The sequence below is a fragment of the Pseudomonas sp. H2_A10 genome, assembly GCF_054680085.1.
Genome location: NZ_CP162821.1, coordinates 2,790,394 through 2,812,270 on the forward strand (window position 1 = coordinate 2,790,394; position 21,877 = coordinate 2,812,270).

Consider the following 21,877-nt stretch of genomic DNA (forward strand, 5'->3'; position numbering starts at 1 on the left):
GAAGGTGCGGCTATTTATTGATCAGTACGCGCGAGCGCCTCGCTGACGACCTTCCATTCCTCCAGCGTCGAGGTGCTTTGCAATTGGCAGGCGCGCAGGAGCATGCCGGCCGACAGTTGGGTGTCGAGACTTGCCTGGTGGCAGCGCAGCACCCAGTCCAGACGGCTCATTGAGGTAATACGGGGAGGGCTTAAATGGTGGCTCAGCACTTCGATTTCTTCAGTGCGCCAGCCCAATAGTTGCGCGAGGTGCTCATCGGTTTCATGACGGCTGGTCAGCGAGACATCGTTGGGTGGGCGATTGGCATAATCGAAGTAGTCGAATAATTGTTGTTCCGACAGGTTGTAGCGGTCGATGCAGTGTTTGAACCGTTGCAGCAGGTAGAGGGTGTTCAGAGACAATTCCAGCAGTGAAAACGTTGGATATGCCTGATCAAGCCAGTGCGGTTTGGCCAGGAATTGATGCAGCGCCTGCTGGCTGATCGACAGTTGCAACAGCTCGGTGGCGTTGGGCAGCAACAGGATCAGGTAACCCAGGGTTTGCAGAGGCGCGGCTGATGGGGTGAGGGGCATGTACAACCGGGAGAGCGCGCTATGGCACTCATATTTCAGGCGCAGCTCGGATTCGCCAGCGGGGTGGGGTTGAGCGTTAATGAGGGGGCGCAGGCGAAGGTAGAGTTCCCATAACTCGCCGATAGTCTTGACCAGTTCGGGGAGTAGTTTTTCCTTCGCTTGCTCAATGAAATGCTTCTGACGGTCATGTTGAACGCTGATAGGGCAGGTGCCGAGGGCTTCGTCGAGCGCCTGCTCCACAGTGCCTGTGAAACGCGCCCGCGACATGGCGCTGTGAATGATTGACTGCCAGTTAATCGCTGTCAGCCGCGGTGTCTCGTCGTAGGGTTGTTGCGCAAGCGTCAGCTTGTTCACTCGATCTGTCAGGGCGTTTTGGTCGTAGTCGGCGAACCTCTTCAGCAGTGCGTTAACCGCCGAGTCAGTGCTCGCCAGCCCTTGCAACCATTGGCGACGCAACCACGATGGGCCAGTGCCCTGGGCCTTGAGCCATTGGCTGGCCCAGTCCAGTTGCATCAGTAGATCCAGGAAGTCAGGCAACCCCTGTGGTGCGGCGCGCAAATTCGGGTTGAGCAGTTGTGGCTGGAGTTGCAGCAGGTTGGCCAGTTGCTGGCATTCCAGGACGGACAGGCCAAACAGACGGGCAATGCGTGCTTGCCTGTAGATTTTGCTGAGGGTGAGGATGTTGCGTTCTGCAAAGGTGTTTGTGCTGATCAGCAACCCCAGCGAGTCGGGTGTGTCTTGCAGGCCAAGGGCGGCGCTGAGTTGTTGCCGGGTGTTCATATCGAATGGCCTGTTATCCAGGCGCAGTGGCGGCGAGTCGGTGCGGTTGAACACCTGATCGAACAGCGACAGATCTTGGCCCGAGCCGTGAACGGGCATTTGATGGACCAGCGCGGCAAACTCTTCGGCGTGTAACCCGTAGCGTTTATTCAGGTAGCGATAGACGCCCAGTGCGCGCAGGGTGTTGTGGTTGATCATCAGCAGCGTGCTATTGGTGCTGTTCTCGCCGCGCATGACGCTGACGATCAGCGTGTCCAAGTGCGCAAACGGGATATCGAGCCAGCGCTGCAAGCGGACCATGCGCTGCAAACGGTCAAAACGTTCAAGCGACACGTTTGACAGTTTGTCCGGCGCTTGCGCGTCCAGGCTGATGGGGGAATGCCCTGGCGCGTTGACGTAGCAGGCGCCATAGGTAAGGCCGGTGTCTTGCAGGCAGTTGGGCGATTTGCTGGGTTGATGGGCCTGTTGCGCAAGCAGCGCCTGAAGCTGTTCGGCGTCCAGCTGAGTATGTTGCAGAAAATCCGCGATCTTTTCCGGCGCGCCCACATCAGCGTTGTAATACGTTCGATAGAAGTCAGCGGCGCCGTGGGTGTGGGCCAATGGGCTTTTGAGCATGTTCTGCTGTTCGGGGCTTAACCCGCTGAGTAAGCACTGCACCTCATCATTAGGGGCGGTGACGAGTCCGTAGACGCTGGAGTTGCCTGCTATGGGCAGCTTGCGGCTGATGCGATAACTGAGCTCCCCCAGCGCGGGTTTTGCCCCAGAGAGCGCGTAGTGGCAGGTGTAATGGTAGACGTTGAACGGCAGGGAGTAGGGGTACCACGTGTCGCTCAATAAGGCATAGGTATCGGTTGTTGGCGTGTCCGCGATATTGCTTAGCAGGGTGTGGTTGATGATCGACAACATGGGCTGTTGTTCCGACACGCTGCGCGAGTCGATCAGCAGGCCCTTCAGGTCGGGGCGGCGCTCGGTCAGCTTGGTGGCGCTGGGCCCCAGGGCGTTTTTTTCCAGTTGCTCGGCGAATAGATAGAGTTCGCGCAGGTAAGCGGCCGGCGAATCGACCGCGGCAATGGATGTGCTGGCGCAGAACTGATCCCAGTTTTCTTCGAACAGGGCTTTATAGGTGGCACCTGCTGCGCTTTTGGCTGCGCCGATGCGCCGTTTGTGGCGCAGCGACGAAGCGTCCGAGCCGACCTGGTTTTCGCGAAATACCCCTTCCAGTTGGGCGACTGCACTCTGGGCCTTGAGGTATATCGATTGGGCGTCGTCGTCGTTATATGCAGCCAGTTGCCTGGCGAATTGCTTTTCGGATAACCGCACGATGTCGAACACCGAATGGATGTTCAAGCGTTGCAAGGCGGTCTTCAGGTCGTCCCGGCCCGGCGCGGGAGGGTTTGCGTGGTCGATCAGTCGAGTCAGTAAAGGGCTGCTGTCGGCGTCCATATCCATACGTTTCCTTGGGCTTCGCCGGTGAGTCGGCGGGTAGCGGGAAACGCTATCACGTAGGTCCCCAAGGTTCAGGTCAGCCATGTCGCGATGGGCGTGGGGAAATATCACTGGCTGCGTGTCGATGGCGCCGGGGTTTTGTTAAACTGCGCGCCGCACGGCTGCGGCCGGCGATTTTTTGCATCCGGTTCACCCCTTACGAGGGTAGCCACCTGGAGAGAACACCCATGACCCAACCCATCGTCGTGGCGGCACTGTACAAGTTCGTCACCCTCGAAGATTACGTCGCCCTGCGCGAGCCATTGCTGCAGGCGATGGTCGACAACGGCATCAAAGGCACCTTGCTGATCGCCGAAGAAGGCATCAACGGCACTGTTTCCGGCAGCCGCGAAGGCATTGATGGCCTGATGGCCTGGCTGAAGAACGACCCACGCATGGTCGACATCGACCACAAGGAATCGTACTGCGACGACCAGCCGTTCTACCGCACCAAGGTCAAGCTCAAGAAAGAGATCGTGACCCTGGGCGTCGAAGGCGTGGACCCGAACAAAAAGGTCGGCACCTATGTCGACCCAAAAGACTGGAACGCGCTGATCAGCGACCCTGAAGTGCTGTTGATCGACACCCGCAACGACTACGAAGTGTCGATTGGCACCTTTGAAGGCGCAATCGACCCGAAAACCACCAGTTTTCGCGAATTTCCCGACTACATCAAAGCCAACTTCGACCCGGCCAAGCACAAGAAAGTCGCCATGTTCTGCACCGGCGGCATTCGTTGCGAGAAAGCCTCGAGCTACATGCTCAGCGAAGGCTTCGATGAGGTGTATCACCTCAAGGGCGGCATCCTCAAATACCTTGAGGAAGTGCCTCAGGAAGAGACCAAATGGCAGGGCGACTGCTTTGTTTTCGACAATCGCGTGACCGTGCGCCACGACCTCAGCGAAGGCGACTACGATCAATGTCATGCCTGTCGCACACCGGTGAGCGTGGAAGACCGTGCATCCGAGCACTACGTGGCCGGCATCAGTTGCCCGCATTGCTGGGATAAGCTGCCGGAGAAAACCCGTCGCAGCGCCATCGACCGGCAGAAGCAGATTGAGCTGGCCAAGGCCCGCAACATGCCGCACCCGATTGGCTTCAACTATAAGCAAACCCCTTCCGAGGTCTGACCCATGTCCGCGCGCCTGCTCTACGTAATGGACCCGATGTGTTCCTGGTGCTGGGGCTTTGCCCCGGTGGCGACGGCCTTGGTGGAGCAGGCCCGGGCGGTCGGCGTGGACGTGCACCTGGTGGTGGGCGGCTTGCGCACCGGCAGCGGCGCGGCGCTGGAACCGACCACCCGGCGCTACATCCTTGAGCACTGGCAGGCCGTCACCGAGGCTACCGGCCAGCCGTTCAAGCGCGAGGGGGCGCTGCCGGACGGTTTTGTCTATGACACCGAGCCTGCGTGCCGCGCCATCGTCACCGCGCGCAGCCTGGCGCCGGATTGCGCCTGGACGCTGTTGGGGCTGATCCAGCAGGCGTTTTATGTCGAGGGCCGCGACGTGACCCTCGCCAGCGTGCTGGTGGAGTTGGCTGAGCAGGCGGGCATACCGCGCATCGAATTTGCCGGCGAGTTCGACCGCGCCGAGCAGCACGCCGCCACGGCTGCCGATTTCACCTGGGTGCAGGATCTGGGCATTGCCGGGTTCCCGACCCTGCTCGCCGAACGCAAGGGCCAGTTGGCCTTGCTGACCAACGGTTACCAGCCGCTGTCCGAGTTGTTGCCTTTGTTGGGCCGATGGCTGGAGCGAGCCGCCTGTGTATGACCCCAATACACGCACCGATCGCCTGACCTGGGCGGAAATTCGCCGCCTGGCCCTGCGTCACAAGAAATCCCTGTGGGCCGCCAATGGCGTTGCCGTGTTGGCGACCCTGTGCAGCGTGCCCATCCCCTTGCTGTTGCCGTTGCTGGTGGACGAAGTGTTGTTGGGCCATGGCGATGCGGCGCTCAAGGTGATGAACCACGCGCTGCCCCTGGTTTGGCAGAAAGCCGCCGGGTATATCGGCCTGATGCTGCTGGTGACCCTGCTGCTGCGCTGCGGCGCGCTGGTGTTCAACGTGTTACAGGCGCGGCTGTTCGCGCGCCTGGCCAAGGACATCGTGTACCGCATCCGCGTGCGCCTGATCGAGCGCCTCAAGCGTATCTCGCTGGGTGAATACGAAAGCCTGGGCAGCGGAACGGTCACCACGCACTTGGTGACCGACCTGGACACCCTGGATAAATTCGTCGGCGAAACCCTCAGCCGTTTCCTGGTCGCCATGCTGACCCTGGTCGGCACCTCGGCGATCCTGGTGTGGATGCACTGGCAATTGGCATTGCTGATCCTGCTGTTCAACCCGTTGGTAATCTACGCCACGGTGCAGTTGGGCAAGCGCGTCAAACACCTCAAGAAACTGGAAAACGACAGCACCTCGCGGTTTACCCAGGCCCTGACCGAAACCCTCGACGCCATCCAGGAAGTGCGCGCCGGCAACCGCCAGGGCTTTTTCCTCGGGCGCCTGGGCCAGCGCGCCCAGGAAGTGCGTGACTATGCGATCCATTCCCAGTGGAAAACCGACGCGTCCAGCCGTGCCAGCGGGCTGCTGTTCCAGTTCGGTATCGACATTTTTCGCGCGGCGGCGATGCTTACCGTGCTGTTTTCCGACCTGTCCATCGGCCAGATGCTCGCGGTGTTCAGCTACCTGTGGTTCATGATCGGCCCGGTGGAGCAACTGCTTAACCTGCAATATGCCTACTACGCGGCGGGCGGCGCGCTGAGCCGTATCAACGAGCTGCTGGCGCGTGCCGATGAGCCGCAATACGTCGGCGGCGAAGACCCGTTCACCGGGCATGAGACCGTCGGCATCGAGGTGCGCGGCCTCAATTTCGGCTATGGGGAAGAGCGGGTGCTCAACCAGTTGAACCTGCAGATTGCGCCTGGCGAAAAAGTCGCGATTGTCGGCGCCAGCGGCGGTGGCAAGAGCACGCTGGTGCAATTGTTGCTCGGGCTGTACACGCCCCAGGCGGGGAGTATCCGTTTTGGCGGTGCCACCCAGCAGGAGATTGGCCTGGAGACCATTCGCGAGCATGTCGCGGTGGTGCTGCAACACCCGGCGCTGTTTAACGACACCGTGCGCGCCAACCTGACCATGGGCCGCGAACGCAGTGACCAGGCCTGCTGGCAGGCGCTGGAAATCGCCCAACTGGATGCCACCGTCAAGGCATTGCCGCTGGGGTTGGACAGCGTGGTGGGGCGTTCCGGCGTGCGCTTCTCCGGCGGGCAGCGCCAGCGCCTGGCGATTGCGCGCATGGTGCTGGCCGAGCCCAAGGTGGTGATACTCGATGAAGCCACGTCTGCGCTGGACGCCGCCACCGAGTACAACCTGCACCAGGCCCTGGCGCGGTTTCTGAATGGGCGTACTACACTGATCATCGCCCACCGTTTGTCGGCGGTAAAACAGGCAGATCGAGTGTTGGTGTTTGACGGCGGTCATATCGCTGAGGATGGCGATCATCAGCAATTGATTGCCGATGGCGGGCTTTACGCCAAACTTTATGGACACTTGCAACAAGTGCGTTGATTTAGCCTAGTCTGTGCTATCGGAAGCGGGTGTTTGCGTGCGTATCCAGCAGTGCATATGCAAGGGACTTCATGAAGCAAAAGCGGACTCTCGGAACGCCTCGGCTGTTGGGCATTGTCTGGCCTTTTATAGCCGTCGTCCTGTTCCAGGCATTGTTGGGTTGCGTCAGTCTCTACGTGCTTTCAGCGGTGCGTGGTTATGTGGGCGGCGAGAGCTTGTGGTCCAAGGGCCAGAAGGACGCTATCTATTACCTGACGCTTTACGCCGATAACCGCGACGCAGCCACCTACCTCAAATACCAGCAGGCCATCGCCGTGCCCCAGGGCGGGCATGAATTGCGCATTGCCCTGGACCGCCCCAGCCCTGACCTCGCCGCCGCGCGCCAAGGCATCCTCAAGGGCGGCAACCATGCCGATGACGTCTCCAGCCTGATCTGGCTGTACCTTAATTTTCGTCATTTCAGCTACCTGGAAAAAGCCATCGAACTGTGGACCGTCGGTGATGGTTACCTGGTGCAATTGGATGACCTCGCCCGCCAGATGCACGACGCGATCAGCCGCGACCAGGTCAGTGCCAACGATGTGCGCGAATGGAAGGCGCATATCACCGCCATCAATGAGGGCGTGACGCCGGCCGCCAAAGCCTTCAGCGATGCGTTGGGCGAAGGCTCGCGCATGATCCTGCGGTTGCTGCTGATCACCAACCTGGCCACGGCCCTGGGCCTGATCGTACTGGCGCTGCTGCGCACGCATAAACTGTTGGCGCAGCGCCATGCCTTTGCTGATGCCCTGCGAGAAGAGAAGGAGCGGGCGCAAATTACCCTGGAGTCGATTGGCGACGGCGTGATCACCACCGACGTCGATGGCGCCATCACCTATATGAACCCCGCCGCCGAAGCGCTGACCCACTGGAACTCGGTCCAGGCCCAAGGCCTGCCCCTGGCGGCGCTGTTCAGCTTGCTGGATGACGATGCCCAGCCCGACGGGTTTACCCTGATCGAACACATCGTCAAGGGCCAGTTGCGGGGCGGCAGCGAGCATGCCAAGACCATCCAGCGCCTGGATGGCAGCACGGTGTCGGTCACTCTGGTGGGCGCGCCGATCCGCAGCGCCGGCAGGGTCAGCGGTGCGGTGCTGGTGCTGCACGACATGACCCAGGAGCGTCAATATATTGCCAACCTGTCGTGGCAGGCGACGCACGATGCCTTGACGGGGCTGGCCAACCGTCGTGAATTCGAGTATCGCCTGGAACAGGTACTGCACCCGGCCGGGGGGCAGCAGGGCGGGCGGCATGCGCTGATGTTCCTGGATCTGGACCAGTTCAAGCTGGTCAATGACACCTGCGGCCATGCCGCTGGCGATGAGTTGCTGCGACACATCTGTGCGTTGCTGCAATCGGACCTGCGTGAGGGCGACACGCTGGCGCGTCTGGGCGGCGATGAGTTCGGCATCCTGTTGGAAAACTGTCCGGCGTCGGCGGCGGAAAAAATCGCCGAGAGCCTTCGCCATACTGTGCAAAATCTGCATTTTGTGTGGAAGGGCCGGCCGTTCATGACCACCGTGAGCATTGGCCTGGTGCATCTGTCATCCCAAACGCCGACCACGCTGGAAACCTCGCTACGGGCTGCCGACATGGCCTGCTATATGGCCAAGGAGAAGGGGCGCAACCGCGTGCAGGTCTACCATGCCGATGATTCGGAGCTGTCGCTGCGCTTTGGCGAAATGGCCTGGGTGCAGCGTTTGCACATGGCGTTGGAGGAAAACCGCTTTTGCCTGTACGCCCAGGAAATTTCACCCCTGGGTGCTACCGACGCCGGCAATGGGCATATCGAAATCCTGCTGCGCCTGCATGATGAAGCGGGCCGCATCATCCTTCCCGATAGTTTTATTCCTGCGGCCGAACGTTATGGCTTGATGACTTCCCTGGATCGCTGGGTGGTGGAAAACGTATTCAAGATCATCGCTCGTTGCATGCTCGAGCGTCCGGCCCGGCCTATGGCTATATGTGCGATTAATCTGTCAGGCATAACTATTGGAGACGACGAATTTTTAGGATTTTTACGTGAGAAATTCGAGACTTACCGCATTCCCCCAGAAATGATTTGTTTTGAAATAACTGAAACCAGCGCGATCGCAAACTTGGGTAGCGCGATTCGATTTATTAATGAACTCAAAGCCTTAGGCTGCCATTTTTCACTTGATGATTTTTGCGCCGGAATGTCCTCGTTCGCGTATTTGAAACATTTACCTGTAGACTTCCTGAAGATCGATGGAAGTTTCGTAAAGGATATGCTGGACGACCCGATTAACCGCGCCATGGTCGAAGTGATCAACCACATCGGCCACGTCATGGGTAAGCGCACAATTGCCGAGTTTGTTGAAACACCGCAAATCGAAAAGGCTCTGCTCGAAATTGGTGTGGATTACGCTCAGGGTTACCTGATTGAACGACCGCAATTGTTTACCTTTGATAGCTTGCAGTGTCGACCTGCGCGACCGCAGCCTGTGTTATTCAAGGCGCCCGGCACATTCCGCTGAAACAACTGCTGGTCTGTACAACATCACACTTAAAAAGGAGCCTTACAGTGATCGACACATTCAACCGAACCGGTCCGCTTATGGAAGCCTCAAGTTACCCCGCCTGGGCACAGCAATTGATCCTGGACTGTAGCGAGAGCAAGCGCCGCGTTGTCGAACACGAACTGTACCAGCGCATGCGCGATAACACGCTCAGCGCCAAGACCCTGCGCCACTACTTGATCGGTGGTTGGCCCGTCGTGGAACAGTTTGCTTTGTACATGGCACAGAACCTCACCAAAACCAAGTTTGCCCGTCATCCTGGTGAGGATATGGCGCGACGTTGGCTGATGCGCAATATTCGGGTGGAACTGAACCATGCCGACTATTGGGTGCATTGGGCGCGCGCCCACGGTGTCAGCCTTGAAGAGCTGCAAGCGCAGAACGTACCGCCGGAGTTGCATGCACTGAGCCATTGGTGCTGGCACACCAGCTCGGCCGATTCGTTGATCGTGGCGATTGCCGCCACCAACTACGCGATCGAGGGGGCGACAGGGGAGTGGTCCGCAGTGGTGTGTTCCACCGGTGTGTATGCGGCAGCCTTTCCCGAGGAAGACCGCAAGCGTGCGATGAAGTGGCTGAAGATGCACGCGCAGTACGACGACGCGCACCCTTGGGAGGCTCTGGAAATCATCTGCACCCTGGCCGGGATGAACCCGAGCAGGGCCTTGCAGGTAGAGCTGCGCCAAGCCGTGTGCAAGAGCTACGACTACATGTACCTGTTCTTGGAAAGCTGCATGCGCCTGGAGAAGGAGAAAGCGCCGGCGGTGGTGCGCGAGCGCCAGATGCGCGTCGCCAGCGAAGCGTGACGTAAAAGGGATGGCGGGGTTTTACCCCGCCATTGCCAAGCGGTTGCGACCTTCGCGCTTGGCCACATACAACGCGCTGTCGGCCCGGCGCAACAGGCTTTCTGCCGACTCGGCGGCCAGCAACGTCGAGCAACCCAGGCTCACCGTCAATTCAATCCGCGCACCTTCCGCCCAATAGTCCTGGGCCTGTGCCGCCTGGCGCAGACGTTCTCCAACCATCCTGGCCGCATCCCGCCCGGTGTTGGACAGCAGGATCAGAAACTCTTCCCCGCCAAACCGGAACACCATGTCGACGTTGCGCAACTGGCTCTTGATCGCCGCCGCGATAGTGCGCAAGACGTTGTCGCCGGCCGCGTGGCCGTGGGTATCGTTGATGGTTTTGAAATGGTCGATGTCCAGCATCAGCACGGAGAGCGGGCTCAGATGCCGACGCGCCATATCGATTTCGCGCTGCAGCGTCTGGTCCATGGCAATACGATTGCCCGTTTCGGTCAAGGGATCACGCAGGGCACTGCGGGTGGCGGCGCGGTAGAGCAGGGCATTGCGCATCGGGTAGAGCAGCGTCGACAGCAAGGATTCGAGCTGGCCGAGTTCCTCTTCCGTCAGGCGTTGGTTGCGGCGAAACACCAGTTCGCCCAAATGCTCGCCTTCGTGGCTCAGGCCGTAGCTCACCGAATGGTGGCCGCGATGGCCGAACTCCAGGCGCAGGTCGCTGGCTTCGTGCCGGTAGTGCAGGGCGTCCAAGGGGACCAGGCGTTGAACCTCGCGAAAAAACGCGCCGAGGACACGCTCCACTTCCAGGCTGGTTTGCAGTTGCTGCACCAGTTGCTGGCGAAGCTGCACGATGGTCGCGGGGCGACGGGGCAGGGCGGTGGGGTGGCCAAACCCAAGGCGTTGCAATTTGGCACTGTCGAAGTCGATTGCGTGGGTCTGGGTCGGTGTTTTCATCAGCAATCGGCCTCTAAGTACTTAACTGTCTTACAGGCTCGATGAGCGCGGCGAGTGCCAAGCGTATTACTGTTCCTTCAGTTCCGTAAAACATTGGAAACAGTTTAGTCCGCTTTGCCAGGGCGTATAACCCTTGGGCCCTGCCGCACGTCTTGTCATTGCGTGACCTGCTTGAAAATTAATAGAGCGATATTCATGCCAATAGTTACAAATTAATAAATATCCTTATAAATCAACGACCGTTTTCCGGCTGGAAAACAGTCGTCGGGGTATGACGCCGGTTATTTGGCTGCTTGAACCAATGTGTTGGCGTCAATCTGCTCAATCGACGTCACGCCGGTCAATGTCATTGCCACGCGCATCTCCCTGGCGAAGATATCCAACAGGTTTTCCACCCCGTGCCGGCCATCTGCGGCCAACGCATAGGCGGTCGCGCGGCCCAGCAGGCAGGCTTTGGCGCCCAGGGCGAGCATGCGCACCACATCCAGCCCGGAACGGATGCCGGAGTCCACCAGCACCGTCAGGTCCTCGCCCACCGCGTCGGCAATCGGTGGCAGGGCTTTGGCGGTAGACAGCACGCCATCGAGCTGACGGCCGCCGTGATTGGACACCACGATGGCATCGGCGCCGAAACTGACCGCGTCCTTGGCGTCCTGAGGGTCGAGGATGCCCTTGATGATCATCGGGCCCTTCCAGAATTCGCGGATCCATTCCAGGTCTTTCCAACTGATCGACGGGTCGAAGTTGTTGGCCAGCCAGCCGATGTAGTCTTCCAGGTGCGTGGGTTTACCCAGGTACTTGGAGATATTGCCCAAGTCGTGGGGGCGGCCCATCAAGCCCACATCGAACGCCCACTGCGGCTTGGTGACGGCTTGCAGCATGCGCCGCTGCGCCGCAAACGGCCCGGACATGCCCGAGTGGGCATCGCGATAGCGCGCGCCCGGTGTCGGCATGTCCACAGTAAACACCAGCGTGGTCACCCCGGCTGCCTGGGCGCGCTCCAGCGCATTGCGCATAAAACCACGGTCTTTGAGCACATACAGCTGGAACCAGATCGACCGCGGGCTTTGTGACGCCACCTCTTCGATCGAACACACCGACACCGTCGACAGGCAGAACGGGATGCCTTTATTGGCCGCTGCCTGGGCCGCTTGCACTTCGCCGCGTCGCGCATACATACCGGTCAAGCCCACGGGGCTGAGGATGACCGGCATGTCCAGTTCCTCGCCCAGCAGCGTGGTCTTCAGGCTCAGGTTGTCGACATTGCGCAGGATGCGTTGGCGCAGGCTGATATCCGCCAGGTCCGAGCTGTTGGCGCGCAGCGTATGTTCGGCGTAGGCGCCACCGTCAATGTAGTCAAACAGAAAGCGCGGCAGCTTGCGCTTGGCGGCGGCGCGGTAGTCTGAGGCGGACGAAATGATCATGCACGGGATCTCGGCAGGGCAGGGTGGCTCCAAGATAAGCAAACATCTGTCATGATAAAAGCAACTTTTATCGCTAGTTGCCAGTCGCTAAAGGAATACTGATGAACCTCAGAACATTGCGCGCCTTCGTCGAAGTCGTGCGCCAAGGCGGCTTCTCCCAGGCCGCCGAGGTGGTGTCCCTGACCCAATCGAGTGTGAGCAAGGCGGTCAAGACCCTGGAAGACGAACTGGGCACGCCGCTGCTCAGTCGCCTGGGGCATAAGAACGAACTCACCGCCGCCGGCGAAATCGCCTACAGCCGCGCTTTGGTCATGCTTGCTGAACATAACGACCTCGTCGCTCAAATCAATGACCTGCGCGGCCTCAAGCGCGGTGTGTTACGCATCGACCTGCCGCCGGTGGGATGTGGGGTGGTGTTCGCGACGATGTTCGCCACCTACCGCAGCCGCTACCCGGACATCGACATCGAACTGACCGAATATGGCAGCAAAAAACTGCGTGAATGCCTGGACGCCGGGGAGGTCGACCTGGCGGCCCTCCTGCTGCCGATAGATGAAGGCTTCGACTATCAACCCGTGCGCAACGAACCGCTGATGGCCGTACTGCCCATCGGCCACCCGCTGGCCGCACGCGCGAGTATCGACTTCACTGACCTGGCGGATTCACCCTTTATCCTGTTCGAAGCCGGCTTTGCCCTGAACGCCAAGATCCTCAAAGCGTGCGAGCGCAAAGGCGTCATGCCGAAGATAACCGCCCGCAGCGGGCAGATCGACTTCATCGTCGACCTGGTGTCCGCCGGACTCGGCGTCGCCTTCCTGCCGCGCATGCTGGCCCACAAGCACCAACACGCTGGCATCGCCCTGATCCCCCTGGACGAACCCCACACCGACTGGCACATCGCCCTGGCCTGGCGCGCCAGCGCCCACCTGCCACCCGCCGCGCGGGCCTGGCTGGAATTGGCCAGGGAGCCGCAACGTTCGACCGGTCATCCGGATTAATCCGCCGAAATGCTGTGCAAAGCTTGACTTATCCTTTTCAATCAGTAACATACGGCGCATTCCGCGATAGCTCAGTTGGTAGAGCAAATGACTGTTAATCATTGGGTCCCTGGTTCGAGTCCAGGTCGTGGAGCCAGATAGGGAAAAGCCTGCAGCGATGCAGGCTTTTTTTTGCCTTGGATTTTCCGGGGTGATCAAAGCGCACGGCGTGACCTGCATGAAAGCATCTCAAGTCCTACGATTCCGAGGTCAATATCATGAAAGTCACTGCGGTCGTTTCAACCAAAGGCGGGCCGGGTAAAACCACGGTTGGCGTCAATCTGGGCGCGTTCTGCGCCGATGCAGGGATCCGTACCCTGCTCATCGATCTGGATAACCAGCCGTCGCTGTCGTCGTTTTATGCGCTATCGCATGAGGCGCCTGGTGGCACCTATCCACTGATCGCGAATAACGAAACTCGGGCCGACCAGGTCATTTCGCGGACCTGCACTCCTAATCTCTCGCTGATCCACTCCAATGATCCGTTCAATCAGTTGGGAAATCTGTCGCGGCATGCTGCTGACAGGCGTCTTCGTCTCAAGAATCTGTTGCCTGCTTTCGAGCAGGACTTTGATCTGATTCTGATCGATACCCAAGGCGCTCGCTCCATCGTGCTGGAGATGGCCTTGCTTGGGGCACACATGGCTATTTCGCCCATCACGCCAGATATGCTGACTGCACGAGAGTTTCAGCGTGGAATGCTCCAGCTCTATCGAGATCTTGAGCCGTTGGCAGCGCTGGGTGCAGAGACGCCAATGTTGAATGTCGTGATAAACAAGCTTGATGCAACCAATGATGCAAACCTGATTTATCACACGCTGACCGAAACCTTTGCTGATTATCCGAAGGTCCAGATGACCCAGACCACGATCCCGGCGGCAGTGAGTTTTCGTCGGGCTGCCACAGAAGGCATTCCTGCGCACCGCCTGGAATATCGCGTCCCTACTCACCGCCGTTCACCGGACGATTAAAGACGGGATTTCAGATGCCGAACAAGTGCCGCGGAAAACCATCTTCAGAAGGAAGCCCAAGGGACCCGAACGGGCACCCAGGAAGGTTCGGTTTGGAATCTATGACATCCGCTACATGTCGGATCCAGTCTGAGCTTGGTCCGATACGCTGTACCAGGAACCAGATGATAGCGATCTGTCCATAAAGACGGGTGAGTGCACTGTGATCCAACTTCAACGTTTGGAAGTATGGCTCTGCAGCAAGGTCAGGGAGCGCATTCGCTGACACCTGGTTCCAAATACGACTGTGATGTGCAAAGCGATTTCGAAGGGTGTTAATTTCTTGCAGCCAAAGCTTGAGTGTCCTGGTGTTCGAGACACCCAGGCGCTGTGCTATACGGTTTTGATGGTTGCCCTTGAGTATCTCGTAGTACTTGGAGAGCGTACCGAAGTCCCAGGCCTCAATGGCTAGGAATCGCCTTGCGGTTTCGTTTGTGCCACTCAATGCAGTCCTCTTGGCTGCGGGCAACTAGACCGTTTTGTCTTTCAAGCCACTCTAACCAGGTGTTGCGTTGCCTTTTGCTTCTATCCGTCCAGTTTTGGGTCTGCTTTGGGACGATGAAACTGGGATCCGTATAGGCCAATGCCCCGTAATACCCGACTTCATGGGCAGTGACAGTTCGAACGTGGATCTCGATTCGCTCGATGGCATCAAGCATTAACTGGCGCAGCTTTTTGTCGAAAAGGTAAAGGCTAAACGCGTCGTCGAATGTGGTGTCTGGAAGGAAGGAGTTTTGTCGAAGGGGCTTTTGGGTCACCTAGCAGAGCACCACATTCTGCAGGTGGTCTCGTACAAAATCACGAGCCGGGAACCAGTAACCGCTCAGACGGTAGTAGCCTACCTGAGCGATTTTGCGTTCCGAACGGGCTGGGTTGGCGATGCCCATACCGCGTTCAATCAGTAACGCAACGAGGTCTGGGTAAGTCCGAAAGGGCTTCGGTGGCGAGAGCTGCTGCAACTTCCGTGTTCCATAAACAAGAAGGCCCGAACACAGAGCTGGACAAGCCAGCCCCAGAGGATCGGGCGCTATTGGGCCCAAATCTCGGCTATCAGCGTCTCAGTGTCAATCGACTGGCAGCGTGCGTGAGTAGGCTGAGTGTATAGGACTATCAGAGCCTGAAAGCTTTGGCGAATTTATGAATTTGTCACTTTTGATTAATCTTGAGTGGGCTGGAGAAGGGCGGAGCTTCTGCTCTACCGGGCGGAGGTGTTCTGGTGCCGGTACAGGTTCCGACCGCGCCGGTTGGAATGCATCACTGGCCGCATGTTTACGTGGACATTCTGCGATTTAAACACAGAGGTCACGGGTCCGTGAGCTGACTGTTGCCGCCTCCTTTTCCTACAAGTCATTGCTTTGCCACGCTTTGACAACCCAATCCAGCCCGACTAACTTTCGTGATCCGAACGGGCTTGTACGGCGATGGCTGGCACTAGGGTCTCGGTATTCCCGGCACATCCATGTTGATCTTGCGCCAGAAGGCTTGCGAGAAGCTATAAACCGAGAAAGCTATCAGCCCTGATGCCATCACCATCAAAATCAACCAACCAGCGGGTAGGTTTTGCAGCGCGTTCAGTGCTTCCTTCATCCCCGGTGGGTCCATGGCTTGATAAGTGGAGCCGCTGATTGCCAGCAGCAGCGCAATCTCTATAAACACGACCCCACGGGCAACTAGACCGAATCGAGATACAGGGCGGACATACCGCATGACGTCTTCATCGGCCTCAAAATATTTCTCGAACGACGCCTTCCATCCCTTGATGATGTGAGCAATACCGACGCCCAGCGGAATGAGTGCGATCAGGTACAGCATCAAATTCGAGTGATCCCAAGACAAGACATGCGCCAGCCAGTCTTTGGACTGCCCACCGGAATGACCCGAACGTTCAATGCCGCTAATGAGCAGGCCCAATGCAAAGAACGCTAGAGCGCCGTTGACCAGACCTCCCGCCAACAGGCCTGCACGAATCACCAGGCCTTTGAGTGCTTTGCCGTGATGATCGACATCACGCGTAGCTTGCAGCACGCGCCACGCCGCAAATGCGAGCAGACCCGCCACCACCAGCCCCACTAAAAAATAGCCAAATGGTTGGCTTAGCAGTGCTTCCAGGCTCTTATGGCTGTCTTTGGGTTTTGTCGAATCCTGCGCTGCCAGCAGTGCGAAGAGACCGATGATCAAATAAAGCAGCCCCCGAGCGGCGTAGCCTCCCCGAGCAAGTATCACTAGGCTATGTTGCGCGGACATTCGATGTATTCCCAGGTTCTGATAAAGGAGCAGACCCTTCTCGTTGGGCTGGGTTCTATTTTCCAGTCGATGACTGTGATGTGTGATCCGGCTGCGGCAGTCGAGCCTGGCGTGCCGCCAACGTGCGTTAACCTGCCGGATACCAGGAAGGCCACATCAAGCAGACCTCTATGGCTACCCGTCTCAACGCACTGCGTTGCACCGACCTCTGCTATTTCACCCGCGCGTTGGCGCAGCATCGGAACCCGCCTCGCGACGTGGCAAGCGGCCGTTGAGCACGGCATACGCCACCAGCCCGATCAACAACCCCCAGAACGCCCCGCCGATGCCGAACACGGTAATGTTGGCGGCAGCCGCCAGGAAGGTTATCAGCGCGGCTTCGCGGGATTTGGCGTCGACCATGGCGCCGGCCAGGCTGCCGCCGAGGGTGCCCAGCAGGGCGAGCCCGGCCAGGGTTGTGATGAAGGCGGCCGGGAAGACCATGAACACCGCGGCGAGGGTCACGCCGAAAATCCCCACCAGAATATAAAACGCGCCTGCGGCGATGCCGGCGATCCAGCGCTTGGAGGGTTCTTCGTGCGCCTCCTTGCCGGTGCAGATAGCCGCTGTAATCGCTGCGATGTTGAACGCGTGGGAGCCAAACGGTGCCATCAGCAAGGAACCCAGCCCGGTGAGGGCCACGATTGGATTGGCGCTGGTGCGGAACCCATCGTTGCGCAGTACCAGCATGCCAGGCATGTATTGGCCGGTCAGGGTGATCAGAAACAGCGGCAACGCGACGCTGAGCAAGGCATTGAGCGAGAACTCAGGCCGGGTGAACACGGGGGCTGCAAACTGCAACCCAAGCCCTGACACATCGAAACGTCCCTGAATCAGCAAAACGACCAGGCCCAGCGCCAGCACGCCCACCACTGCGTAGCGCGCGGTAAAGCGTTTGAGCAGCAGGTAAGCAACAATCAGCACCCCGACCAGCGTCGGCTCGACGCTCATGCCGCCAAAGGCGCCGATGCCGAACTGCAACAGGATGCCGGCCAGCAGCCCTGCGGCCACGCCTGGCGGGATCAGGCGGATGACTTTCTCGAAATAGCCCGACACGCCCAACAGCACGAAGGCCGCGCCCGAAATCATGTACGCGCCCACCGCCTCGGCATAGGGCGTGGTGGCCAGGGCGACGACCAGGAACGCCGCCGCAGGCGTCGACCAGGCGGTGATGATCGGTTCGCGCGCGACCCAACTGAGCAACAGCCCGGTCACCCCCACGCCAATCGATACGGACCACACCCACGAAGCGGTCAACTCAGGGCTCAGCCCCGCGACCTTGGCCGCCTGGAACACCAGGATGAAGGTACCGCCATAGTTGACGATGACCGAGATCAGCGCGGCGACAATCGGATGGATAAGATCCCTGAGGCGAACAGATGAGTTGGCGGGTGACGAAGACATGGCGTTACGTTGCTCCTTGCAAATGGCGATGAGCAAAGTCTACGGATAAACTGGCCTGTCATTTACGGCCAATTTATTCACGCAGGGCAGACCGCATGGCAAATACGTTCGAACTCGAAACGTTGCAGATACGCCTCAACGATGACGAGTTTCAGAGGCTGGACTTGCATCAGCGGATCCAGCGCGCCCTGCGTGCCTTGATCCTTGAAGGTGCCCTCGGCCCAGGCCTGAAGTTGCCGGCGTCCAGGGTCCTGGCCAAGACGCTCGGCGTGGCCCGCGACACGGTCGAGAACGCTTATGTGCATTTGCACCGTGACGGTTTCATCGTGCGGCGCGAGGGCTCGGGCAGCTACGTATCCGCGGCGGTCGGCGCCGAATTGCGCGGGGCTGCGCGCCGGCGCACGAACGTGCAAGGCGCCCCGCACAGCGAGGCGCCGCCGGGGGCGGGCCTGAGCCAGCGCGGGCGGATGATTTTCAACAGCGGTGGCGTTAACGATCAACAAGTCATCAAGGCATTTGCCACCGGGTTGCCGGAAACCCGAACCTTCCCCACCCGGATATGGGAGCGCCTGCAACGCCAGGTCACGAAGGATTACCAGGCCAATGTCCTGCTGCATGGCGACCCCCAAGGCGCCGAGCCTCTGCGCAAGGCAATCGCCACGTACCTGAACCTTGAGCGCGGGGCCAAATGCTCGCCTGAGCAGATCCTGGTGTTAAGCAGCACGCGCCAAGCCCTGTTCCTGTGCGCCCAGTTGCTGGTGGACGCCGGCAAACCGATCCTGCTGGAAAACCCGGGCTACTTCGGTGCCAAAAAGGCCTTTGAAACCGCCGAGGCCAACGTGGTGCCCATCGATGTCGATGCTCAGGGCATACGCACGGACCTGCTGCGGGCCGATCGCAGCGGTGCCAATTGCGTCTATGTAACGCCCTCGCATCAATACCCCACCGGTGCGACCTTACCGCTGGAGCGTCGACTCGAGCTGATCAACTGGGCGACCGAGCATGGCAAGTGGATCATCGAGGACGACTACGACAGCGAGTTCCACTACGACGGGCTGCCGATTGCGTGCGTGCAGGGCCTGGACAACGATCAACGCACGATCTACCTCGGTACCTTCAGCAAAACCCTGTATCCGGGGTTGCGTATCGGCTACATGGTGCTGCCTCTTGAGTTGGTCAAAGCCTTCACCTACGCACGCAGCATCATGGACGGCCACACACCGCAGAGCCTTCAACTGACCCTGGCGCGCTTCATGGAAGACGGCCATTACAACGCGCATGTCCGCGCCATGCGCAAACTCTACGCCGCGCGCCGTGCAGCCATGCTGGATGCGATCGGCCGGCACCTTGGCGCAATTGTCACGGCCTTAAGCCCCCAGGGCGGGCTGCAGATTCCCTGTTTGCTGGCCGAGGGTTGGTCGGAAGAAAACACCATCCGCCAGGCTGCCCGCGTGGGCGTGCAACTGCCCGGCCTCAGTCGGCTCTATGCCGGCGTAGAGAAAAAACACGGTTGGCTATTGGGATACTCGTCCCTGACCGCCCATGAAATCGAAGTCGCCATGCAGCGCCTGGCCGGTGCGCTGAGCAAAAAATAGGGCAACCTTTCCGATCTGGGAAAGCGCGTCGCGCTATCGGGCAGGAAGCGCGTTCTGTGTCTATGCTGCTTAAGCACAGCGGAATGTGCGTGCAATGGCTTGAATTCAGTTGAGTCACGAACCTCAGCAGTTATTCAGCTACTCCCTGAATATGGAAATAGGCTCGACGTGTCTCTGAAAAAAATCTTGTGTGTTGTCGGGACTCGTCCCGAAGCGATCAAAATGGCCCCGGTTATTTTGGCCCTGAAAAAAGAACGTTGGGTGGATGTGCGTGTACTTGCCACGGCGCAACACCGTCATCTGCTGGACCAGATCCTGGTGTCTTTCGGGATCGAACCCGACATCGACCTGGACGCGATGCGGCCCAATCAGACCCTCACCAGCTTGACCGCCCATTTGTTGCTCGACCTGGACACCGTGCTCCTGCAAGAGCGGCCCGATGCCGTTTTGGCACAGGGCGATACCACGTCGGTGCTGGCCTGCGCCTTGGCCTGTTTTTATCACCGTATACCGGTGGGTCATGTTGAGGCCGGCCTGCGCACCTGGGATATGCAACAGCCGTTTCCAGAGGAAGCCAACCGTGTGATGACCGGCAGGTTGGTGCGTTGGCACTTTGCACCGACGGCAAGCGCCCGGCAAAACCTGTTGAAAGAGGGCGTCTGCGCTGCAGATATTGTGGTCACCGGCAACACGGTGATTGATGCCCTGCTCACGGCAGCGGCCAGGGCGCCGGCGCTCAACCTTGATCTTGACCCCAGCCGACGCCTGGTGCTGGTGACCTCTCACCGCAGGGAACATTTCGGCGCGCCGTTTCGCGATATTTGCCGGGCATTGCGTACCCTGGCCGAGTGCAACCCTGAGGTGCAGTTCCTGTACCCCGTGCATCCGAACCCGAATATCAAGGAGGTCGCGCATGCGTGTTTGGCCGGGATACCCAATTTCAGGCTCTGCGCGCCGCTAGATTACACGACCTTCATCGCCGCCATGCAAGCCGCCTATCTGATCCTGACCGACTCGGGCGGGGTGCAGGAAGAAGCCCCGGCACTGGGTAAGCCTGTACTGGTCATGCGGGATGAAACCGAGCGACCCGAGGCGGTTGAACAGGGGGGCGTAAAACTGATTGGTACGAACGGCGATCACATTATTGAGGCCGTGCAGCACCTGCTTGATGATGAATCGGCCTATCGGGCCATGGCGCTCGGCATTTCGCCCTATGGCGACGGGCAGGCGGCCGGACGTATCGTCAACGCCCTGCGCGAGCACTTTGTTTGAACCGCGTAGTCATCCTTTCGCCGCTACCCTGGGAGAGCTTCGCTCAGCGGCCACATAAGTTTGTCGACTGGCTTCACCGCCGCACGGGCGTGTCGGTGCTATGGGTGGACCCTTACCCCACGCGGCTGCCCAAGTGGAGCGATCTGCGGCGTCTGCGCGCATCCCCAGTTGTTCAGCCACCCAGCCCAACGCCCGCCTGGCTCACGGTTTTGAAGCCGGGCGGGTTGCCCATTGAGCCGCTACCGGGGGCAGGCTGGGTAAACCGTTTTGTGTGGCGGCATGCCTTGAGCTTGATCGAAGGTTTCGCGCGCGAGGCGCCCACCTTGCTGGTGGTCGGCAAGCCGTCGGCGCTGGCGGGGTTGCTGTTGCAGCGTCTGCCGCATTGCCCGTCGCTGTATGACGCCATGGACGATTTTCCGGCGTTCTACACCGGTTTTTCGCGCGCGTCCCTGGCGCGATGGGAGCGGTTGATCGCTCAGCGAGTGGATGTCATCTGGGCGTCGAGCTCTGGCATTAATGCGCAATGGCGCGGTTATCGGGACGATGTGCACCTGGTGCATAACGGTCTGGATCTGGCGGCAGTGCTCGGCATACAACCTGCGCCGACGTCCTCCACGCGAAAGGTGTTCGGCTATGTGGGCACGATGGCCTTCTGGTTTGACTGGGGCTGGGTAGCCGCCTTGGCCCTGGCCAGGCCCCACGACGAAATCCGCTTGATCGGCCCCGTGTTCGAGCCGACCGCCCATCAGCTACCCCCTAACGTCGTCTTGCTGCCCGCCTGTGATCATGGCGCGGCACTGCAAGCCATGGCTGAGTTCGACGTGGGGTTGATCCCCTTCAAACCGAACGTACTCACCGCCTCTGTCGACCCCATCAAATATTACGAATACCGCGCCCTGGCGTTGCCCGTGATCTCCACCGACTTTGGCGAAATGCACTGCCGCTCAGACCTGCCAGGTGTGTTTATCAGTCATTCGCTGACCGATCTTGCGGCGCTGGCCGAGGCAGCCTTGTGCTGTGAACGTGACGCGGATGAGGCCCATGCGTTTGCCTTGCAACACTCTTGGGAGGCGCGTTTTGATGCCACTAAACTTCATTCATGAGCGCGACGTTGCCGC

Annotated in this window: 15 protein-coding genes, 1 tRNA gene and 1 pseudogene; 11 read left to right on the forward strand and 6 right to left on the reverse strand. The window is 59.5% G+C overall.

Annotated elements, in window-relative coordinates:
• Window positions 1–14 precede the first annotated feature (14 nt).
• The gene (locus tag AB4O23_RS12970) at window positions 15–2,801 is read right to left on the reverse strand and encodes a Tc toxin subunit A (RefSeq protein WP_460063461.1); all 2,787 of its coding nucleotides are present in this window, start codon (window positions 2,799–2,801) and stop codon (window positions 15–17) included.
• Window positions 2,802–3,025: 224 nt separating this feature from the next.
• Here AB4O23_RS12970 and trhO point away from each other — a divergent pair, with 224 nt between their 5' ends.
• The 5 genes from trhO (at window position 3,026) to AB4O23_RS12995 (ending at window position 9,786) form a co-directional block, all read left to right on the forward strand.
• The gene (gene trhO / locus AB4O23_RS12975; RefSeq protein ID WP_017527741.1) at window positions 3,026–3,967 is read left to right on the forward strand and encodes an oxygen-dependent tRNA uridine(34) hydroxylase TrhO; all 942 of its coding nucleotides are present in this window, start codon (window positions 3,026–3,028) and stop codon (window positions 3,965–3,967) included.
• A gap of 3 nt (window positions 3,968–3,970) precedes the next feature.
• On the forward strand, window positions 3,971–4,606 hold the full coding sequence (locus AB4O23_RS12980; RefSeq protein WP_460063463.1) for a DsbA family protein: 636 nt from the start codon (window positions 3,971–3,973) through the stop codon (window positions 4,604–4,606).
• The gene (locus AB4O23_RS12985) at window positions 4,599–6,401 is read left to right on the forward strand and encodes an ABC transporter ATP-binding protein (RefSeq protein WP_017527743.1); all 1,803 of its coding nucleotides are present in this window, start codon (window positions 4,599–4,601) and stop codon (window positions 6,399–6,401) included. Before AB4O23_RS12980 ends, AB4O23_RS12985 begins: the two co-directional genes overlap by 8 nt.
• 71 nt (window positions 6,402–6,472) lie before the next feature.
• Window positions 6,473–8,938: an EAL domain-containing protein gene (locus AB4O23_RS12990; RefSeq protein WP_137219814.1), complete on the forward strand. Its 2,466-nt coding sequence runs from the start codon at window positions 6,473–6,475 to the stop codon at window positions 8,936–8,938.
• A gap of 47 nt (window positions 8,939–8,985) precedes the next feature.
• Window positions 8,986–9,786: a TenA family transcriptional regulator gene (locus AB4O23_RS12995; protein WP_017527745.1), complete on the forward strand. Its 801-nt coding sequence runs from the start codon at window positions 8,986–8,988 to the stop codon at window positions 9,784–9,786.
• Between the two features lie 21 nt (window positions 9,787–9,807).
• Here AB4O23_RS12995 and AB4O23_RS13000 read toward each other — a convergent pair whose 3' ends face one another.
• Both AB4O23_RS13000 and lldD read right to left on the reverse strand, forming a co-directional pair.
• Window positions 9,808–10,734 (reverse strand): GGDEF domain-containing protein, encoded by a 927-nt coding sequence (locus AB4O23_RS13000; protein ID WP_217855256.1) that lies wholly within the window; start codon window positions 10,732–10,734, stop codon window positions 9,808–9,810.
• Between the two features lie 281 nt (window positions 10,735–11,015).
• Window positions 11,016–12,158, reverse strand: a complete 1,143-nt coding sequence (lldD, locus tag AB4O23_RS13005) for an FMN-dependent L-lactate dehydrogenase LldD (protein ID WP_017527747.1) — start codon at window positions 12,156–12,158, stop codon at window positions 11,016–11,018.
• A gap of 101 nt (window positions 12,159–12,259) precedes the next feature.
• On the opposite strand from lldD, the gene AB4O23_RS13010 reads away from it, so the two are divergent.
• From AB4O23_RS13010 to AB4O23_RS13020, 3 genes are all read left to right on the forward strand, one after another.
• A complete protein-coding gene (locus AB4O23_RS13010; RefSeq protein WP_460150510.1) occupies window positions 12,260–13,156 on the forward strand; it encodes a LysR family transcriptional regulator in 897 nt (298 codons plus the stop codon).
• A gap of 60 nt (window positions 13,157–13,216) precedes the next feature.
• Window positions 13,217–13,292 (forward strand) — tRNA-Asn (locus AB4O23_RS13015).
• Between the two features lie 121 nt (window positions 13,293–13,413).
• Window positions 13,414–14,166, forward strand: a complete 753-nt coding sequence (locus AB4O23_RS13020; protein WP_460063475.1) for a ParA family protein — start codon at window positions 13,414–13,416, stop codon at window positions 14,164–14,166.
• Window positions 14,167–14,176: 10 nt separating this feature from the next.
• Here the strand turns inward: AB4O23_RS13020 and AB4O23_RS13025 are convergent.
• The 3 genes and pseudogenes from AB4O23_RS13025 to AB4O23_RS13035 all read right to left on the reverse strand — a co-directional run bounded on the left by AB4O23_RS13025 (window position 14,177) and on the right by AB4O23_RS13035 (window position 17,892).
• Window positions 14,177–14,963: pseudogene (locus tag AB4O23_RS13025) on the reverse strand (Abi family protein).
• A gap of 673 nt (window positions 14,964–15,636) precedes the next feature.
• On the reverse strand, window positions 15,637–16,449 hold the full coding sequence (locus AB4O23_RS13030; RefSeq protein WP_017527752.1) for a DUF1206 domain-containing protein: 813 nt from the start codon (window positions 16,447–16,449) through the stop codon (window positions 15,637–15,639).
• 216 nt (window positions 16,450–16,665) lie between these two features.
• Window positions 16,666–17,892 (reverse strand): benzoate/H(+) symporter BenE family transporter, encoded by a 1,227-nt coding sequence (locus AB4O23_RS13035; protein WP_267863786.1) that lies wholly within the window; start codon window positions 17,890–17,892, stop codon window positions 16,666–16,668.
• Window positions 17,893–17,987: 95 nt separating this feature from the next.
• Between AB4O23_RS13035 and pdxR the strand changes: the two genes are divergently transcribed.
• From pdxR to AB4O23_RS13050, 3 genes are all read left to right on the forward strand, one after another.
• Window positions 17,988–19,487, forward strand: coding sequence for a MocR-like pyridoxine biosynthesis transcription factor PdxR (gene pdxR, locus AB4O23_RS13040; RefSeq protein WP_065877735.1), 1,500 nt, complete (start codon window positions 17,988–17,990; stop codon window positions 19,485–19,487).
• 222 nt (window positions 19,488–19,709) lie between these two features.
• Window positions 19,710–20,759, forward strand: coding sequence for a non-hydrolyzing UDP-N-acetylglucosamine 2-epimerase (gene wecB / locus AB4O23_RS13045; RefSeq protein WP_460063941.1), 1,050 nt, complete (start codon window positions 19,710–19,712; stop codon window positions 20,757–20,759).
• Between the two features lie 284 nt (window positions 20,760–21,043).
• Window positions 21,044–21,862: a glycosyltransferase family protein gene (locus AB4O23_RS13050; RefSeq protein WP_460063478.1), complete on the forward strand. Its 819-nt coding sequence runs from the start codon at window positions 21,044–21,046 to the stop codon at window positions 21,860–21,862.
• The last annotated feature ends 15 nt before the right edge of the window (window positions 21,863–21,877 follow it).

Coding starts and splice junctions, on each gene's coding strand:
- AB4O23_RS12970 (WP_460063461.1), bottom strand. CDS start 2,801: ATGGATATGGACGCCGACAGCAGCCCTTTACTGACTCGACTGATCGAC.
- trhO (WP_017527741.1), top strand. CDS start 3,026: ATGACCCAACCCATCGTCGTGGCGGCACTGTACAAGTTCGTCACCCTC.
- AB4O23_RS12980 (WP_460063463.1), top strand. CDS start 3,971: ATGTCCGCGCGCCTGCTCTACGTAATGGACCCGATGTGTTCCTGGTGC.
- AB4O23_RS12990 (WP_137219814.1), top strand. CDS start 6,473: ATGAAGCAAAAGCGGACTCTCGGAACGCCTCGGCTGTTGGGCATTGTC.
- AB4O23_RS13000 (WP_217855256.1), bottom strand. CDS start 10,734: ATGAAAACACCGACCCAGACCCACGCAATCGACTTCGACAGTGCCAAA.
- lldD (WP_017527747.1), bottom strand. CDS start 12,158: ATGATCATTTCGTCCGCCTCAGACTACCGCGCCGCCGCCAAGCGCAAG.
- AB4O23_RS13010 (WP_460150510.1), top strand. CDS start 12,260: ATGAACCTCAGAACATTGCGCGCCTTCGTCGAAGTCGTGCGCCAAGGC.
- AB4O23_RS13020 (WP_460063475.1), top strand. CDS start 13,414: ATGAAAGTCACTGCGGTCGTTTCAACCAAAGGCGGGCCGGGTAAAACC.
- AB4O23_RS13030 (WP_017527752.1), bottom strand. CDS start 16,449: ATGTCCGCGCAACATAGCCTAGTGATACTTGCTCGGGGAGGCTACGCC.
- AB4O23_RS13035 (WP_267863786.1), bottom strand. CDS start 17,892: ATGTCTTCGTCACCCGCCAACTCATCTGTTCGCCTCAGGGATCTTATC.
- pdxR (WP_065877735.1), top strand. CDS start 17,988: ATGGCAAATACGTTCGAACTCGAAACGTTGCAGATACGCCTCAACGAT.
- wecB (WP_460063941.1), top strand. CDS start 19,710: ATGGCCCCGGTTATTTTGGCCCTGAAAAAAGAACGTTGGGTGGATGTG.